This is a genomic window from Citrobacter sp. wls717 (assembly GCF_005280955.1).
Lineage (GTDB): Bacteria > Pseudomonadota > Gammaproteobacteria > Enterobacterales > Enterobacteriaceae > Citrobacter > Citrobacter werkmanii.
In genome coordinates this window covers 1-17,941 of record NZ_SZWW01000001.1, presented here as the reverse complement: position 1 = coordinate 17,941, position 17,941 = coordinate 1, and the positions used below count along the sequence as shown (strand labels likewise).

15 protein-coding genes are annotated in these 17,941 nt (G+C 52.2%); 8 read left to right on the top strand and 7 right to left on the bottom strand.

What is annotated here, in order from left to right; all coding sequences use genetic code 11:
• Positions 1 to 55: 55 nt before the first annotated feature.
• The 3 genes from mnmG to asnC form a co-directional block, all read right to left on the bottom strand.
• Positions 56 to 1,945 (bottom strand): tRNA uridine-5-carboxymethylaminomethyl(34) synthesis enzyme MnmG, encoded by a 1,890-nt coding sequence (gene mnmG, locus FDX09_RS00075; RefSeq protein WP_038635780.1) that lies wholly within the window; start codon positions 1,943 to 1,945, stop codon positions 56 to 58.
• Between the two features lie 372 nt (positions 1,946 to 2,317).
• Positions 2,318 to 2,767, bottom strand: coding sequence for an FMN-binding protein MioC (mioC, locus tag FDX09_RS00070; protein ID WP_038635783.1), 450 nt, complete (start codon positions 2,765 to 2,767; stop codon positions 2,318 to 2,320).
• A gap of 88 nt (positions 2,768 to 2,855) precedes the next feature.
• Positions 2,856 to 3,314, bottom strand: coding sequence for a transcriptional regulator AsnC (asnC, locus tag FDX09_RS00065; RefSeq protein WP_003023780.1), 459 nt, complete (start codon positions 3,312 to 3,314; stop codon positions 2,856 to 2,858).
• Between the two features lie 151 nt (positions 3,315 to 3,465).
• Between asnC and asnA the strand changes: the two genes are divergently transcribed.
• On the top strand, positions 3,466 to 4,458 hold the full coding sequence (gene asnA, locus FDX09_RS00060; RefSeq protein WP_069323645.1) for an aspartate--ammonia ligase: 993 nt from the start codon (positions 3,466 to 3,468) through the stop codon (positions 4,456 to 4,458).
• Positions 4,459 to 4,461: 3 nt separating this feature from the next.
• Here asnA and viaA read toward each other — a convergent pair whose 3' ends face one another.
• A complete protein-coding gene (viaA, locus tag FDX09_RS00055; protein ID WP_085049157.1) occupies positions 4,462 to 5,913 on the bottom strand; it encodes an ATPase RavA stimulator ViaA in 1,452 nt (483 codons plus the stop codon).
• The gene (gene ravA, locus FDX09_RS00050; RefSeq protein ID WP_038635792.1) at positions 5,907 to 7,403 is read right to left on the bottom strand and encodes an ATPase RavA; all 1,497 of its coding nucleotides are present in this window, start codon (positions 7,401 to 7,403) and stop codon (positions 5,907 to 5,909) included. The genes viaA and ravA overlap by 7 nt, the downstream gene beginning before the upstream one ends.
• A 329-nt stretch (positions 7,404 to 7,732) precedes the next feature.
• Between ravA and kup the strand changes: the two genes are divergently transcribed.
• The 7 genes from kup to rbsR all read left to right on the top strand — a co-directional run bounded on the left by kup (position 7,733) and on the right by rbsR (position 15,678).
• On the top strand, positions 7,733 to 9,601 hold the full coding sequence (gene kup / locus FDX09_RS00045) for a low affinity potassium transporter Kup (protein WP_085049158.1): 1,869 nt from the start codon (positions 7,733 to 7,735) through the stop codon (positions 9,599 to 9,601).
• 192 nt (positions 9,602 to 9,793) lie between these two features.
• A complete protein-coding gene (gene rbsD / locus FDX09_RS00040) occupies positions 9,794 to 10,213 on the top strand; it encodes a D-ribose pyranase (RefSeq protein WP_038635798.1) in 420 nt (139 codons plus the stop codon).
• A gap of 7 nt (positions 10,214 to 10,220) precedes the next feature.
• Entirely contained in the window at positions 10,221 to 11,726 is a 1,506-nt protein-coding gene (gene rbsA, locus FDX09_RS00035; RefSeq protein ID WP_016157825.1) for a ribose ABC transporter ATP-binding protein RbsA, read from the top strand.
• A gap of 5 nt (positions 11,727 to 11,731) precedes the next feature.
• Positions 11,732 to 12,697 (top strand): ribose ABC transporter permease, encoded by a 966-nt coding sequence (gene rbsC, locus FDX09_RS00030; RefSeq protein WP_003023762.1) that lies wholly within the window; start codon positions 11,732 to 11,734, stop codon positions 12,695 to 12,697.
• Between the two features lie 24 nt (positions 12,698 to 12,721).
• Positions 12,722 to 13,612 (top strand): ribose ABC transporter substrate-binding protein RbsB, encoded by an 891-nt coding sequence (gene rbsB, locus FDX09_RS00025; RefSeq protein WP_006687780.1) that lies wholly within the window; start codon positions 12,722 to 12,724, stop codon positions 13,610 to 13,612.
• Positions 13,613 to 13,752: 140 nt separating this feature from the next.
• Entirely contained in the window at positions 13,753 to 14,682 is a 930-nt protein-coding gene (rbsK, locus tag FDX09_RS00020; protein ID WP_137346615.1) for a ribokinase, read from the top strand.
• Between the two features lie 3 nt (positions 14,683 to 14,685).
• Positions 14,686 to 15,678, top strand: coding sequence for a ribose operon transcriptional repressor RbsR (gene rbsR, locus FDX09_RS00015; RefSeq protein WP_137346614.1), 993 nt, complete (start codon positions 14,686 to 14,688; stop codon positions 15,676 to 15,678).
• Here rbsR and mdtD read toward each other — a convergent pair.
• Together mdtD and FDX09_RS00005 are read right to left on the bottom strand one after the other, a co-directional pair.
• Positions 15,644 to 17,071 (bottom strand): multidrug transporter subunit MdtD, encoded by a 1,428-nt coding sequence (gene mdtD, locus FDX09_RS00010; RefSeq protein WP_038635809.1) that lies wholly within the window; start codon positions 17,069 to 17,071, stop codon positions 15,644 to 15,646. The two genes, rbsR and mdtD, sit on opposite strands and share 35 nt — an antisense overlap.
• 1 nt (position 17,072) lies before the next feature.
• The gene (locus FDX09_RS00005; RefSeq protein ID WP_137346613.1) at positions 17,073 to 17,777 is read right to left on the bottom strand and encodes a FadR/GntR family transcriptional regulator; all 705 of its coding nucleotides are present in this window, start codon (positions 17,775 to 17,777) and stop codon (positions 17,073 to 17,075) included.
• Between the last annotated feature and the right edge of the window lie 164 nt (positions 17,778 to 17,941).

The window sequence follows — 17,941 nt, the reverse complement described above, 5'->3', positions numbered from 1 at the left end:
GGGCCTACAAATTTGTAGGGCGGACAAGCGAAGCGCTCCCGCCAAATTAGTGTTATCAAGCGCTGCGGCGCAGCATACCTTGTTTTTTCAGCCATACCAGCAGAATGGAGATGGCGGCAGGCGTTACGCCAGAAATGCGCGATGCCTGGCCGATCGATACCGGTTTGTGATCGTTCAGTTTGGCGATGACTTCATTCGACAAGCCCGAGACCTGGCGATAATCCAGCGTTGCAGGCAACAGGGTATTCTCATTACGCTGTTGTCTTTCGATTTCTTCCTGCTGACGAGCGATATATCCTTCGTATTTCACCTGAATCTCAACCTGTTCCGCGGCCTGAGCATCATCTAGCGCCGGCGCGAATGCAGATAAAGAGGTCAACTGAGCATAGGTCATATCCGGGCGACGCAGGAGATCTTCACCGCTGGCCTCACGAGATAAAGGTGTTGCCAGGTGAGCGTTTACTTCGGCTGCAGATTCCGCTAACGGGTTTACCCAGGTTGATTTGAGACGCTGACGTTCTTGTTCAATGCGCTCCAGCTTTTCGTTGAAGCGAGCCCAACGCTCATCGTCCACCAGACCCAGTTCACGCCCAATTTCGGTCAGACGCAGGTCGGCGTTATCTTCACGCAGCATCAAGCGGTATTCAGCACGTGATGTAAACATGCGGTACGGTTCTTTGGTTCCCAGCGTGCACAGATCGTCGACCAGCACGCCAAGGTAAGCCTGATCGCGACGCGGCGCCCAGCCGTCTTTCTCAGCAGACAAGCGTGCGGCGTTGAGACCTGCCAGCATCCCTTGGGCGGCGGCTTCTTCGTAACCGGTTGTACCGTTAATCTGGCCTGCAAAGAACAGGCCCTGGATGAATTTGCTTTCCAGAGTGGGTTTCAGGTCGCGCGGATCGAAGAAATCGTACTCAATCGCATAGCCAGGGCGAACGATACGGGCGTTTTCCATCCCCTGCATGGATCGAACAATTTGCATCTGTACATCGAACGGCAGGCTGGTGGAGATGCCGTTCGGGTAAATTTCGTTAGAGGTCAGTCCTTCCGGTTCGAGGAAGATCTGATGCTGGTTGCGATCGGCAAAGCGCATCACTTTGTCTTCGATCGACGGGCAGTAGCGCGGGCCGATACCTTCGATTACGCCGGCATACATTGGGCTACGATCGAGGTTATTACGGATCACGTCATGGGTTTTCTCATTGGTATGCGTGATGTAACACGGCATCTGGCGCGGATGCTGAGAAGCGTCGCCCAGGAATGAGAAGACCGGCATCGGGTTGTCGCTGTTTTGTTGACCCAGTACGCTGAAATCGATAGTACGTGCATCAATACGCGGTGGCGTACCGGTTTTCAGGCGGCTGACGCGCAGCGGTAGTTCACGCAGACGGCGTGACAGCGGAATAGACGGCGGATCGCCAGCACGGCCGCCGCTGTAGTTATCCAGACCAATATGGATTTTGCCGTCGAGGAAAGTCCCCACGGTTAATACGACCGCTTTGGCACGGAACTTCAGTCCCATTTGGGTTACGGCACCCACGACACGATCGTTTTCAACAATCAGATCTTCAACCGCCTGCTGGAAGATCATCAGGTTGGGTTGATTCTCCAGCGCGGTGCGTACTGCCTGACGATAGAGCACACGATCGGCCTGAGCTCGGGTAGCGCGAACGGCTGGCCCTTTGCTTGCGTTTAGTATCCTAAACTGGATACCTGCGTGGTCGATCGCTTTTGCCATCAATCCACCAAGCGCATCCACTTCTTTTACCAGGTGTCCCTTCCCAATACCGCCAATCGCCGGGTTGCAGCTCATCTGCCCCAGTGTGTCGATATTGTGTGTCAAAAGCAGGGTCTGTTGTCCCATTCGCGCCGCGGCCATTGCGGCCTCGGTGCCTGCATGACCCCCGCCAATGATGATGACGTCAAAAGGATCCTGATAAAACATGGTAATTGCCTCGCATAACGCGGTGTGAAAATGGATTGAAGCCCGGGCCGTGGATTCTACTCAACTTTAGTCGATCGAGAAAGACCTGGGATCCTGGGTATTAAAAAGAAGATCTTTTTATTTAGAGATCTGTTTTATTGTGATCTCTTATTAGGATCGCCACTCTCTGTGGATAAGGACGATCCTTTGAATAAGATCAACAGGTTGCTGAGGATCATTAGCTGTGAATGATCGGTGATCCTGGTCCGTATAAGCTGGGATCAGAATGAAGGGTTATACACAACTCAAAAACTGAACAGCCGTTATTCTTTGGATAACTACCGGTTGATCCAAGCTTTTAACCAGAGTTATCCACATAAAAAAGTATGATCTTTACAAATCTCTGAGCAATGGATGCCAGGATCCCAGCCAAATTTCAGCCGGATCTTCCGGAATTTCATGTTCCAGCACGTTGATCTTAAGCGTTTCGCCGATCTGTTTTGCCCCACAGGCTTTCAGTTCTGCTTCCAGCTTGTCGATTGCGCCGCAAAAGGTGTCGTATTCACGACTGCCGATGCCGATTGCGCCAAAGTTTACTTGCGACAGGTCCGGTTTTTGCTCTCGTAATGCGTCATATAAAGGCTGCAGGTTGTCAGGAATGTCTCCAGCACCGTGTGTGGAGCTGATAATCAGCCAGATCCCTTCAGCCGGAACCTCATCCAGCATTGGTCCATGCAGTATTTCGCTGGAAAAACCGGCGTCGTCCAGCTTTTCAGCCAGATGTTCTGCTACATATTCCGCACTGCCAAGCGTGCTGCCGCTGATAAGAGTGATGTCTGCCATGCTCGCCCACCTTTATAAAGAAGGCGCATTGTACGCTGTGAGCGAGCTGGGATCTACCTGTGGAAAAATGTGGGATTAAAAAAAATGATCATGGCTTGATGGTACGCATGATCGGGTTCTGCAGGACGATCAGGGTTTCAGTGGACTGAATTTCATCAATTGTTTGGATCTTGTTGATAAGTACCTGTTGCAGCGCGTCGATCGACTTGCACATCACCTTAATAAAGATGCTGTAGTGGCCGGTGGTGTAATAGGCTTCGGTCACTTCGTCAAGGCTTTCCAGTCTGGCCAGCGCTGACGGATAGTCCTTCGCGCTTTTCAGAATGATGCCGATAAAGCAGCCGACGTCATAACCCAACTGTTTGGGACTGACATCAATACGCGCACCGGTGATGATCCCGGCCTGCTTCATCTTTTCTACGCGAACGTGAATTGTCCCCGGACTAACGCCAAACTGTTTGGCCAATTCTGCGTAGGCGGTGCGAGCATTTTCCATCAGGGCATCAAGAATGCCGCGGTCCAGATTGTCGATCTGATAATTTTCCATAGGTTTTTCTTATGTAGATTAATGATTCTTTTTATTTTAGACGTTAATTTTAACGAATCAAAATCGAAGTCGGCTTTTTGTTTATTGATTATTGAATATTACCTCCATTCTGTTGCTTAATCATAGGCAACAGGACACAGGAGTACACATAATGAAAACCGCTTACATTGCCAAACAACGTCAAATTAGCTTCGTAAAATCTCATTTTTCTCGTCAGCTGGAAGAGCGTTTAGGTCTGATCGAAGTTCAGGCTCCGATCCTCAGCCGCGTAGGAGATGGTACGCAGGATAACTTGTCGGGCTGTGAAAAAGCGGTGCAGGTGAAGGTTAAAGCATTGCCGGACGCTCAATTCGAAGTGGTTCATTCACTGGCGAAGTGGAAGCGTCAAACGTTAGGACAACACGACTTTAGCGCAGGCGAAGGGTTGTACACGCACATGAAGGCCCTGCGTCCCGATGAAGATCGCCTCTCCCCACTGCACTCAGTGTATGTTGACCAGTGGGACTGGGAGCGCGTGATGGGCGACGGCGAGCGTCAATTCTCCACTCTGAAAAGCACGGTAGAGGCTATCTGGGCGGGAATTAAGGCCACCGAGGCTGCGGTTAGTAAAGAGTTTGGTCTGGCACCGTTCCTGCCAGAGCAGATCCACTTTGTTCATAGCCAGGAGCTGTTATCTCGTTATCCGGATCTTGACGCGAAAGGTCGTGAACGTGCGATCGCGAAAGAACTGGGCGCAGTATTCCTGGTAGGGATCGGCGGCAAGCTCAGTGACGGTCACCGTCACGATGTACGCGCGCCGGATTATGATGACTGGAGTTCAGCGTCTGAGCTGGGTCACGCCGGTCTGAACGGTGATATTCTGGTGTGGAACCCGGTTCTGGAAGATGCGTTTGAGCTGTCTTCGATGGGGATCCGTGTGGATGCCGACACCCTTAAACACCAGCTTTCATTGACCGGTGATGAAGATCGTCTGAGTCTGGAATGGCACCAGGCGCTGCTGCGTGGTGAAATGCCGCAGACAATCGGTGGCGGCATTGGACAGTCGCGTTTGACCATGCTGCTGCTGCAATTACCGCACATTGGTCAGGTGCAGTGTGGCGTGTGGCCGGCACAGGTACGTGAAAGCGTTTCTTCCCTGCTGTAATAATTAACGCCGCCAGCGTCTGAGCAGGCGGCTTCGCATCCCGGTATCAAAGCGCCAGATATGATCGAAAATGCGCATGATGCCGGGTTTGCCGTGTGCTGACATCGCCACCGCATGAAAACGATGCTGGTGCACCCGCTGTAATTCACCCACTTTATTGACGACCTCATCGGGCAATCGCTGAGCGATAAAATCAGAGATCACCACCGCATCGGCATCAAACCATTCCCGGCCCTGCATGCGCTCAATAATGGCGCGAAAGCAGCTGGCAATATCGGTACCGCCGCGAAAACGCTGGCTTAAAAAACGGATCGCTTGTTCAATGCCTTCCGGACCAGACAGCTCATAGCGCACCACTTCTGTTGAAAACAGCATAATGAAACAGCGCCGGTTATCTGCCAGGGCGACGCGCATTAGCGCCAGGCAAAAGGCTTTTGCACATTGCTCATTAAAACCGCCCATTGATCCCGACGTATCAACGCAAACAATAAACGGTCCGCGCGGCTGCTCGTCAAAATCCTGATGCACCACCGGACGTTCCGTTACTTTCTCGCGCCATGCCTCGCCGTGCAGACGATAGGTCAACAGCTGCTTTTCCACCAGCCGTCGGTAGAACTCGTATTCCAGTTCAGTAATGCCCAGTGTGGCCAGTTCCGGCGGCAACAGGCGCAGGATGTCGTCGCTTTGCTGGATGCCATCCACCTGTTCCGGGACGGTGGCGGGTTCCCGCACAAGGGTACGGAAGGTCTCCATGGGCGCATCTTTACGCGGCACAGATTTGGCCTCTCTGGAACGGCCTAACTGTTCAGCCAGACGCTGGAGTTCGGGCTGTTGCGCCAGAAATTCGCCGTATTTCACCATCAGTTGATAATCGCCGCGCTTGATTTGACCTGCGCTCATATCCCATAACCGGCCTGCGGCGTTGTCGTTTTCTGCCAGAACGGGTTCCAGTTGCCCGCTGAGGGTCATCCGCTCCTGGACTTCACTAAGTAAATGTTCACGCTCATCTTCCAGCAGTTGCTGATTCAGCGTTGTAGTTTGTACCACCAGACTCAGGCGCCAGCGCTGGAGAAAAAGCGTATGCAGGGCGGGCGTAAAGGTACTGTTGTCATCAACCAGTTGCTGCGCTTGCCCGGCCCACGGCGAATGTAGGCGGTGTAATAGCGCCAATATTTGCGGGAGCTGGACCATAAACTGCGCATGAGAGAGGAGCTGGCTTTGTTGGTAACAAATGACCTCTTCCGTCAACTCCGGCGGTACATGGGTATCTTTGAGGCGGCTGCGCAGTGACTCGCGCCAGCGGGGAATATCGTCAGTAATCGCTTTTTTAAGGCGAGGAAACTTTTTAAAAAACACCACCATCTTTGGAGAAGCCAGCAGGGCGACGATCATCTCTTCGATCATCGCCTCTTCACTGACTGCCAGCATGATATTGAGCGTATCAAGGGTTAGCATTGTTGCGCCTGGCGGATTTGTGCCCCGACATCCTGCAGGCTGGCCTCAATGCGGCCTAACCAGTCGCTATGAATAAACAGACATTTTTGCTGTTCGCTGAATGCACTGTGCTGCTGGTGCCACTCGTTATCAAGTGCTTCAAGCTGCTGTTTTATCTCATCAGGCATACTCTCTTGCGATGCACCGGGCAGCGCCAGACGAGAGCCTTGCAAACTGACGTCGCGCACAACCAGGTGCTGTGCGCTATCGACTTCCATGTTCAGCGTTTGGGCGAAGCCGATCCCGTTTAATTTTCCGCGGATCTCACCGCCTTTGGTTAGCCACTGTTCCAGCGCTCCCCGTTCGAAAGCAATATGGATAACTTCCATATCATGTAGTTTTAAGGGTTTTTGCAGCAGTAATGTCACGACTGAAGAAGTGGCTTCCGGCGGTAAATCATAATGAGGACGACGGCTGAACATGCCGCCCTGACGGATCACCGTGAATGCCGTTTTGTCGCTTTGCTGCTGCTGGAGTTGGATGCGGCGCTGCACAATGCTGGCCAGACGCGTCAGCATGGCTTGCTGCTGCCAGGCGTGTCCGGTCATCAAAATTTCAAGCTGCTGTTGCATCAGATTCAGGCTTTGCGCGTCGTACCACAGGCAATCTTTCAACAGGATCAGGTCGATAGGCACGACCGCATCACGTCCGCTGAAGAAGGCGCTGGCCTGGAGTAAGCGGATAGCTTTTTTCCAGCGGCGATCGGATACATAGGGGGCATTCGGTAATGCGTCTAGCTGTTGGCGCAGCGTGAAAATAAGCTCAAAGACGCGATCGGGAAGCTTGATGGCGCCAATGTCCTTTTGCCACTGGTAATACTCTTCATCCGTCACCTGTAACGACGCCGGGACCGGGTTGTCACTTTCATCCTGCTGGCTTAACAGCATGGAGCGGAAGTTGGCCTTGTCCTGAACTTTATCCAGCCACAGTCGGATCAGCATACGGTCGTACAGGGCTTCCAGGCTGCTGTCTGCTTCAGGCAGTTCGTTGGAGGCTGCCACCAGCAGACGCATCGGGATTTTCTCTTCATGCGCGCCGTTACGAAAATGCCGTTCGTTAATAGCGGTCAACAGGGTGTTGAGAATGGCCGGGCCTGCTTTCCAGATTTCATCGAGAAAGACAATTTCAGCTTCGGGTAAATAGCCCGCCGTTAAGCGTTCATAGCGACCTTCGTCTTTCAGCGCCTGGATAGATAGCGGCCCAAACACCTCTTCCGGCGTAGAGAAGCGCGTCATCAGGTATTCGAAAGCGCGGGCGTTTTGAAAAGCAAACTTCAGTCGACGGGCAATTAAGCTTTTTGCGATCCCTGGAGGACCTAATAAGAATACGCTCTCGCCGCTTAGAGCAGCCAGCAGGCAAAGGCGAATGGCGTGGCTACGTTCATAAAGTCCCTTTTCCAGCGCATTGCTCAGACGGGAAATTCTTTCCGCTAATAAATGTGGGTGAGCCATAATGAAGTGGCGTCCTTTCGCCAAATGTACTGCGTAAACTGCGAGTATAGATGCTTCACACCAGTGCAGTAATAGACTGAAGGTGCGTTTATTTTTCTTTGAGCCAGATTAATCTGGTCTCATTTAGGGGTACGATTTTGTGAGTAATCGTGCATACTGTGCGCCTTTTTGTGGGCCAAGGGACGACGCACACATTTCTAATATATACACCATATCAATCATACTGCACCAAGGCGGCAATGGAGTTTTCTTCTGGGATGGGGGGAATAACGAATGCAACCCACACGGAGTGGCTTGAATGATGATGTGTATAAACGAAAGACGAGTCTATGAGCACTGATAATAAACAATCATTGTCTGCGATTACCCTTGCGGCCATTGGGGTTGTCTACGGTGATATTGGTACCAGCCCACTTTATACGCTTCGTGAATGTTTGTCTGGCCAGTTTGGTTTTGGCGTTGAACGTGATGCTGTGTTTGGTTTTCTCTCGCTGATTTTCTGGCTGCTGATCTTTGTTGTCTCCATTAAATATCTGACGTTTGTCATGCGTGCGGATAACGCCGGGGAAGGTGGGATCCTGACGTTGATGTCATTGGCCGGGCGCAATACCTCGGCGCGAACAACCTCGATGCTGGTCATCATGGGGTTGATTGGCGGTAGCTTCTTCTATGGTGAAGTGGTGATTACGCCAGCCATTTCAGTGATGTCGGCGATTGAAGGTCTGGAGATTGTTGCACCGCAGTTGGATACCTGGATTGTTCCGCTCTCGATTATCGTGCTGACCCTGCTGTTTATGATTCAAAAACACGGTACCGGCATGGTTGGTAAACTGTTTGCGCCGATTATGCTGCTGTGGTTCCTGACGCTCGCGGTATTAGGCGTGCGCAGTATTATTGGCAACCCGGAGGTACTGCAGGCGCTAAATCCGTACTGGGCGGTGCATTTCTTCCTCGAATTCAAAACGTTGTCCTTTATTGCGCTGGGCGCGGTGGTGCTGTCGATTACCGGTGTTGAAGCGCTGTATGCGGATATGGGGCACTTCGGTAAGTTGCCGATTAGACTGGCATGGTTCTCGGTGGTATTGCCTTCGCTGGTGCTGAACTATTTTGGTCAGGGGGCGCTGCTGTTAAAGCATCCTGAAGCGATCAAAAACCCGTTTTTCCTGCTGGCGCCGGACTGGGCATTGATACCACTCCTGATCCTTGCCGCACTGGCAACGGTTATCGCTTCGCAGGCGGTTATTTCCGGTGTCTTCTCGCTGACGCGTCAGGCCGTGCGTCTGGGGTATTTATCGCCGATGCGGATCATTCATACTTCGGAAATGGAATCGGGTCAGATCTACATTCCTTTCGTTAACTGGATGCTCTATTTTGCGGTGGTTATCGTGATTGTGAGCTTTGAACACTCCAGTAATCTGGCCGCGGCGTACGGGATTGCGGTAACGGGGACAATGGTACTGACATCTATTCTGTCTACCACCGTGGCGCGCAAAAACTGGCACTGGAATAAATACTTCGTCTTCCTGATCCTGGCGGCGTTCTTGTGCGTCGATGTTCCGTTGTTCTCCGCGAACCTCGATAAACTGATTTCCGGTGGTTGGCTGCCTCTGACGCTGGGTCTGGTGATGTTCACCATCATGACTACGTGGAAAAGCGAGCGTTTCCGTCTGCTGCGTCGCATGCATGAGCACGGCAACTCTCTGGAGGCGATGATTGCCTCTCTGGAGAAATCCCCACCGGTACGCGTGCCGGGAACGGCGGTATATATGTCGCGTGCGCTGAACGTCATCCCGTTTGCGCTTCTGCATAACCTCAAGCATAACAAGGTGCTGCATGAACGCGTGATTCTGCTGACGCTGCGTACGGAAGATGCGCCATACGTGCACAACGTGCGTAGGGTGCAGATTGAGCAGTTATCGCCCACCTTCTGGCGCGTAGTGGCCAGCTACGGCTGGCGTGAAACGCCGAACGTTGAGGAAGTGTTCCATCGCTGCGGTCTGGAAGGCCTAAGCTGTCGGATGATGGAAACCTCCTTCTTTATGTCGCACGAGTCGCTGATTGTCGGCAAACGGCCATGGTATTTGCGTCTGCGCGGCAAGCTATATCTGCTGCTACAGCGCAATGCGCTGCGCGCGCCGGACCAGTTTGAAATCCCACCAAACCGGGTTATTGAACTCGGTACTCAGGTAGAGATTTAAGGCAATCGACGCCCTCTTTCATCGCGAAAGGGGGCGTTTTGTTTTGTCCCTCCCAGTTTTCATTTCATCAAATGATAATCCTTGCGAAACGTTTCGATGGCGATCACATTTTCGTAACGTCGCGGTGGTTTTCTGTCCATTCTTCGCACTACACTTATCTTCAGCGAAACGTTTCGCTAGTGGGGAAAGAAAATGAAGAAAGGCACGGTACTCAACTCTGAAATTTCAACGGTGATCTCCCGTCTGGGACATACCGATACGCTGGTGGTGTGTGATGCCGGTTTACCCATCCCGAACAGCACAACGCGTATTGATATGGCATTAACCCAGGGCGTACCTTCTTTTATGCAGGTACTGGATGTGGTTACACGTGAAATGCAGGTCGAGGCGGCCATTCTCGCGACGGAAATTAAACAACATAATCCGCAACTCCACGAAACGTTGCTCAGCCACATTGAGCAACTGCAACAACACCAGGGAAACACCATAGAAATTCGTTACACCACGCATGAACAATTCAAAAAACAAACCGCAGACAGTCAGGCGGTAATTCGCAGCGGAGAGTGTTCTCCGTATGCGAATATCATTCTCTGTGCTGGCGTCACGTTCTGAGGCCATCATGAACGCATTACTGCAACTCAAAGGGATCGATAAAGCGTTCCCGGGTGTAAAAGCGCTATCCGGCGCTGCGCTGAATGTCTATCCAGGCCGCGTAATGGCGCTGGTGGGCGAAAACGGCGCGGGCAAATCCACCATGATGAAAGTGCTGACCGGGATCTACACCCGTGATGCTGGCTCTTTATTGTGGCTGGGGAAAGAGACCACCTTTAATGGCCCGAAATCCTCTCAGGAAGCCGGAATCGGTATCATCCACCAGGAATTGAACCTGATCCCGCAACTCACTATCGCTGAGAACATTTTTCTTGGCCGTGAGTTTGTGAATCGCTTTGGCAAAATTGACTGGAAGAAGATGTACGCCGAAGCCGATCTGCTGCTCGCCAAACTCAATCTGCGCTTTAAAAGCGACAGGCTGGTCGGTGAGTTGTCGATTGGCGATCAGCAAATGGTCGAAATTGCTAAAGTGCTGAGCTTTGAATCGAAGGTCATCATTATGGATGAGCCGACGGATGCGCTCACCGATACCGAAACCGAATCCCTGTTCCGCGTTATCCGCGAGCTGAAATCGCAGGGGCGCGGCATTGTCTATATCTCCCACCGTATGAAAGAGATCTTCGAAATCTGTGATGACGTGACCGTCTTCCGTGACGGGCAGTTTATTGCCGAGCGTGAAGTCGCAACGCTGACCGAAGACTCACTGATTGAAATGATGGTGGGACGTAAGCTGGAAGATCAGTACCCGCGTCTGGAAAAAGCGCCGGGCGATATTCGCCTGAAGGTCGATAATCTGTGCGGCCCAGGGGTAAACGATGTTTCGTTCACGCTGCGTAAAGGCGAGATCCTTGGCGTATCGGGGCTGATGGGCGCCGGACGTACCGAGCTGATGAAAGTGTTGTATGGCGCATTGCCGCGCACCAGCGGCTACGTCACGCTTGATGGGCATGAAGTTGTCACCCGTTCGCCACAGGATGGCCTTGCAAACGGCATCGTCTATATTTCTGAAGACCGTAAACGTGATGGCTTAGTGCTGGGCATGTCGGTGAAAGAGAACATGTCACTGACCGCGCTGCGCTATTTCAGTCGCGCCGGTGGAAGCCTGAAGCATAAAGATGAGCAGCAGGCGGTAGGTGATTTTATTCGTCTGTTTAATGTTAAAACGCCATCGATGGAACAGGCTATCGGCCTGCTCTCGGGCGGTAACCAGCAGAAAGTGGCCATTGCGCGCGGTCTGATGACCCGACCAAAAGTCCTGATCCTCGATGAACCAACACGCGGCGTCGACGTTGGGGCTAAGAAAGAAATTTATCAGCTTATCAACCAGTTTAAGGCCGATGGGCTGAGCATCATTCTGGTCTCCTCTGAGATGCCAGAAGTATTGGGCATGAGCGATCGTATTATCGTTATGCATGAAGGGCATCTCGGCGGTGAATTCACTCGCGAGCAGGCCACTCAGGAAGTATTAATGGCTGCCGCTGTGGGCAAGCTTAATCGCGTGAATCAGGAGTAAAAAAGATGACTACCCAGGCTGTTTCTGGTCGCCGTTATTTCACTAAAGCATGGCTTCTGGAGCAAAAGTCGCTCATCGCTCTGTTAGTGCTGATCGCGATTGTTTCCACCATGAGCCCCAACTTTTTTACCGTTAATAATCTGTTCAACATTCTCCAGCAAACGTCGGTAAACGCCATCATGGCCGTCGGCATGACGTTGGTCATCCTGACGTCGGGTATCGATCTGTCCGTCGGTTCCTTGCTGGCGCTTACCGGTGCGGTGGCAGCGTCCATTGTCGGTATTGAAGTCAATGCGCTGGTGGCCGTTGCCGCTGCTTTGGCGCTCGGCGCTGCCATTGGCGCAGTAACCGGGGTCATTGTCGCGAAAGGCCGCGTGCAGGCGTTTATCGCCACGTTGGTGATGATGCTGCTGCTGCGCGGTGTGACCATGGTGTACACCAACGGCAGTCCGGTAAATACCGGGTTTACTGACAATGCAGATCTGTTTGGTTGGTTTGGTATTGGTCGTCCGTTAGGCGTGCCTACGCCTGTGTGGATCATGGGGATTGTCTTCCTGGCGGCGTGGTACATGCTGCACCATACGCGTCTGGGGCGTTATATCTATGCGCTGGGCGGTAACGAAGCGGCAACGCGTCTGTCCGGTATCAGCGTGAGTAAAATCAAAATTATCGTTTACTCCCTGTGCGGTCTGCTGGCATCGCTGGCAGGCATCATTGAAGTGGCTCGTCTCTCCTCTGCGCAGCCGACGGCAGGTACTGGCTATGAGCTGGATGCTATCGCTGCGGTGGTGTTAGGCGGTACCAGCCTGGCGGGCGGTAAAGGACGTATTGTTGGGACGCTGATCGGCGCATTAATTCTTGGTTTCCTCAATAATGGTTTGAATTTGTTAGGTGTATCCTCCTATTACCAGATGATCGTCAAAGCGGTGGTGATTTTGCTGGCGGTACTGGTAGACAACAAAAAGCAGTAACAACGATTACAGGACATCTTAAATATGAACATGAAAAAACTGGCTACCCTGGTTTCTGCTGTTGCGCTGAGCGCCACCGTGAGCGCGAATGCGATGGCGAAAGATACCATTGCGCTGGTGGTCTCCACCCTCAATAACCCGTTCTTTGTGTCTCTGAAGGATGGCGCGCAAAAAGAGGCGGATAAGCTGGGCTATAACCTGGTGATTCTGGATTCACAGAACAACCCGGCGAAAGAGCTGGCTAACGTTCAGGACTTAACGGTTCGTGGAACTAAAATACTGCTGATTAACCCGACTGACTCTGATGCCGTTGGTAACGCTGTGAAGATGGCTAATCAGGCGAAGATCCCGGTTATTACTCTGGATCGTCAGGCTACAAAAGGTGATGTGGTCAGCCACATTGCGTCTGATAACGTGCTGGGCGGTAAAATTGCGGGTGATTACATCGCGAAGAAAGCAGGTGAAGGCGCGAAAGTTATCGAACTGCAGGGGATTGCCGGTACTTCAGCGGCACGTGAGCGTGGTGAAGGTTTCCAGCAAGCCGTTGCGGCACACAAATTTAACGTACTGGCCAGCCAGCCGGCAGACTTCGACCGCACTAAGGGTCTGAACGTCATGCAGAACCTGCTGACTGCACATCCTGACGTGCAGGCCGTATTTGCCCAGAACGATGAAATGGCGCTGGGTGCGCTGCGCGCACTGCAAACCGCGGGTAAATCTGATGTGATGGTGGTTGGATTTGACGGCACGCCAGATGGCGAAAAAGCAGTAAATGATGGCAAACTGGCTGCGACCATTGCTCAGTTGCCGGATCAGATCGGCGCGAAAGGCGTGGAAACTGCGGATAAGGTTCTGAAAGGCGAGAAGGTTCAGGCTAAATATCCGGTTGATCTGAAGCTGGTCATCAAGCAGTAACACCGATTCAGGTCGCTCGCGGCCTGATGGAGACATAAATACGCCATCCCAGGGCCTGGTTCTAAGGATGAAAGCGTAAAAAGAAAAGCAGGGCACGCGCCACCCTAACCCGGTGGCGCACTTTACTGGACACTCCGAACATGAAAACCGCAGGCAACCTCGTTGTTCTTGGCAGCATCAATGCCGATCACATCCTCAACCTTAAATCTTTCCCAACGCCTGGTGAAACCGTAACCGGTAGCCATTATCAGGTCGCATTTGGCGGAAAAGGCGCTAATCAGGCTGTTGCTGCGGGTCGTAGTGGCGCGAACATCGCGTTTATTGCCTGTACGGGTGACGACGATATTGGCGAAAGTGTGCGTAAACAGTTGGCCAAAGATAATATCGATATTGCGCCGATCAGCGTCATTTCGGGGGAATCGACCGGTGTGGCACTGATTTTTGTGAATGGTGATGGCGAGAACGTTATTGGCATTCACGCCGGAGCGAACGCAGCTCTTTCTCCTGCACTGGTGGAAGCGCAGCGCGACCGCATTGCGCATGCCTCCGCCTTACTGATGCAGTTAGAGTCGCCGATCGAAAGCGTGTTGGCTGCGGCAAAAATTGCGCAGCAAAATAAGACCACGGTCGCCCTTAACCCGGCTCCGGCGCGTGAACTTTCTGACGAACTGCTGGCGCTGGTGGATATTATTACCCCGAATGAAACCGAGGCTGAGAAGCTGACGGGGATCCGTGTTGAAAACGATGAAGATGCGGCCAAAGCGGCGCAGGCATTACACGCGAAAGGGATCCATACTGTATTGATTACTTTAGGTAGTCGCGGAGTGTGGGCCAGCGTGAATGGTGAAGCCCACCGAGTGCCTGGTTTTAAAGTGGACGCCGTTGATACCATCGCTGCCGGGGATACTTTTAACGGCGCGTTAATTACAGCGTTACTGGAAGAGACACCGCTGCCTGAAGCGATCCGTTTTGCCCATGCAGCTGCGGCGATTGCGGTTACCCGTAAAGGTGCGCAGCCTTCCGTTCCATGGCGCGAAGAAATAGAAGCGTTTTTAAGTCAACAGAGGTAACGCTTGGCTACAATGAAGGACGTCGCCCGCCTGGCGGGTGTTTCTACGTCGACGGTTTCTCACGTCATTAATAAAGATCGCTTTGTCAGTGAGTCTGTCACTGACAAAGTTGAAGCGGCAATTAAAGAGCTTAACTATGCGCCCTCCGCACTGGCGCGCAGTCTCAAGCTAAACCAGACCCGCACCATTGGCATGTTAATCACTGCCAGTACCAATCCTTTTTATTCCGAGCTGGTTCGTGGCGTTGAACGTAGCTGTTTTGAACGCGGTTACAGCCTGGTGTTATGCAATACCAAAGGCGATGAACAGCGAATGAACCGCAATCTGGAAACGCTGATGCAAAAACGGGTGGATGGCTTGCTGCTGCTCTGCACCGAAACGCACCAGCCTTCCAGAGAGATAATGCAACGCTATCCTTCTATTCCTACCGTAATGATGGACTGGTCGCCCTTTGATGGCGAAAGCGATTTGATTCAGGATAACTCTCTGTTAGGCGGGGACTTAGCCACTCAGCATCTTATCGATAAAGGTTTTACGCGCATTGCCTGTATTACCGGGCCGCTGGATAAAACACCGGCGCGTTTACGTCTGGAAGGATATCGGGCGGCCATGAAGCGAGCGGGCTTGCCGGTCCCGGAAGGTTACGAGATCACCGGTGACTTTGAGTTCGGCGGTGGTTTTGAAGCTATGCAAACGTTGTTGTCACATAAACAGCGACCGCAGGCCGTTTTCACCGGGAACGACGCAATGGCCGTCGGAGCGTATCAGGCATTGTATCAGTCAGGATTGCGCATTCCGCAGGATATGGCGGTGGTGGGTTATGATGATATCGAACTGGCACGCTATATGACGCCGCCGCTGACGACCATCCATCAACCCAAAGATGAATTGGGCGAGCTGGCCATCGATGTGTTAATCCACCGGATGGCGCAGCCCGCATTGCAGCAACAACGCCTGCAACTTACTCCTGTTTTGATGGCGCGGGGGTCGGTTTAGGCTTGTGTCGATCTTTGATCAGGTTACGTCCGTCTTTGGCTTTTAGCAGCATAAACATCAGCGCAGAGACAATAGTGATCGCGCCCATGGTTATAAAGGTGTAATGGAACTGTTCAACCGTATTAGTACCTTCCATACCTTCATAGATACGCAGGACGGCTGCGCTGATAGCGACCCCTAAACTGATCGACAGTTGCTGCGTAACGGCCAGCACGCTGTTACCGCTGCTGGCGTTCTCATCGGTCAGGTCCGCCAGAGTGATGGTATTCATTGAGGTAAACTGGGTGGACATCGCCATACCTAAAATAAACAACGGTAGGATCAGCATCCAGACCGGCATAGCAGGGGATTGCAAAGCGAATTGCGCAATCATCAGGCCGATAAACACCGTAACACCCACCAGTGTCGTTCTGTAGCCAAGTCGGCGTAGCACCTGCGTCACCATTGATTTTGCCAGTATTGATCCCAGCGCCGTTGGCGCCATCATGCAACCCGCAATTAACGCCGGATATCCAAAGCCTACCTGTAGCATCAGCGGCATTAAGAACGGCACACATCCTGTACCCAGACGCGTGGCAAGGTTTCCAGCGATCCCAACGGAAAAGGTTCTGGTCTTAAATATGGGAAGCGATATCAGCGGCGTTGGGTGACGACGCGCGTGACGAATGTAGGCAAGTAGCAACAGAATACTGGTCACAATAATGCTGAGTGCGACCCAGGTAGCGACAAGCTTCTCACCAAACAGCTCAACACCACTGGAAAACAACACCAGGCTCAGGCCAAAGAGGAAGAAACCTGTCATATCAAAGCCGCGGCGCGGCGTGGTGAAGTTCGGCATATATTTGCGTGCATAGAAGATACCCGCCACGCCTATGGGAATATTAATCAGGAAAATCCAGTGCCAACTGGCCCACGTGACCAGAACCCCGCCCAATACCGGACCTAAAATAGGGCCCACAAGCCCAGGCATGGTCACGAAGTTAAGCACAGGGAGTAATTCGCTGCGCGGGTAAGCTCGCAATAAAGCCAGACGGGCAACAGGCATCATCATCGCGCCGCCGATGCCCTGGATGACGCGGAAAACTACCAATTCACTTAAGGAACTGGATAGCGCACAAGCCAGCGAGCCCAGCGTAAACAGGCTTACGGCAATCATAAAGACGCGTCGGGTACCGAACCTGTCTGCCAGCCATCCACTCACCGGGATCAGCATGGCGACCGTCAGGGTATAACTGATAATAGCCGACTGCATGGCGAGTGGAGAGCGGTTAAGGCTGTGCGCTATTGCGGGTAAAGCGGTATTGAGGATAGTGGCGTCTAATGCCTGCATAAAAAAGGCCATGGCTGCTATCCATGGCAGCCCGGCCATACTGCGAGATTTCTTTTCTGACATATTATTTATCCGGTAGCTCGTTCGGTGCTATCAGCAATGCCTGACAGGCGGTGAAGGCGCGATCGCCATCGCTATCCTCTATTGCATCGACAATAGCCTGGTGCAAATCCAGCTTCACCACATCGTTATAGGTAATAGAGGTAAAGTAGGTCTGGTAGACGGAATGGAATAGTGATGCAAAGGAGATAAGGAACGGATTCGCACTCATTTCATAGATGTGCTCATGCCAGGCGATATCAACTTCTATCCAACGCTCGCGCCGGAAATTTCTTTTCAGCTCGACCATCTCTTCCATCAGTGTATTGAGATGCGCTTTTTGTTCTGCCGTACCGATAGTCGCCGCCAGTAAACAGGCCTGAGGCTCCAGACTGATGCGCATCACCAGAAAATGTTTTATGACCTGAGGGAAATTATCTTCCGTCATCCACCAGGTAAGCAGCTCCTGGTCGAGGAAGTTCCAGTTTGCCTGAGGCATGACGCGAGTGCCAATACGCGGGCGCGGTAATACCATACCTTTTGCCGTTAACGTTTTTACCGCTTCTCTTACTGCGGTACGACTCACGCCAAACTGATCGCCCAGCTCTATTTCACCGGGCAGGATAGCACCCGGCGCATATTCACCTTTTAAGATTCGCTGAGCCAACTTTTCGGCCAGAACGTAGGACAGATTCTTCTGTGCGGCTAGCTGTTGGGCATTTAAAGGCATGAATGTTCTTCCTTACTCTTTTTCTTATTCATTAGTATGCCACCAGGTAGTGTGATTGCGGCTGCAAAAACGACAAATTGCTTATTTTATGGCATGTTAATGATGATTTTGGTGAAAAAATACGCATTCGGAAAGTTATTTTAAATTTCCCCTTGTCAGCCTGA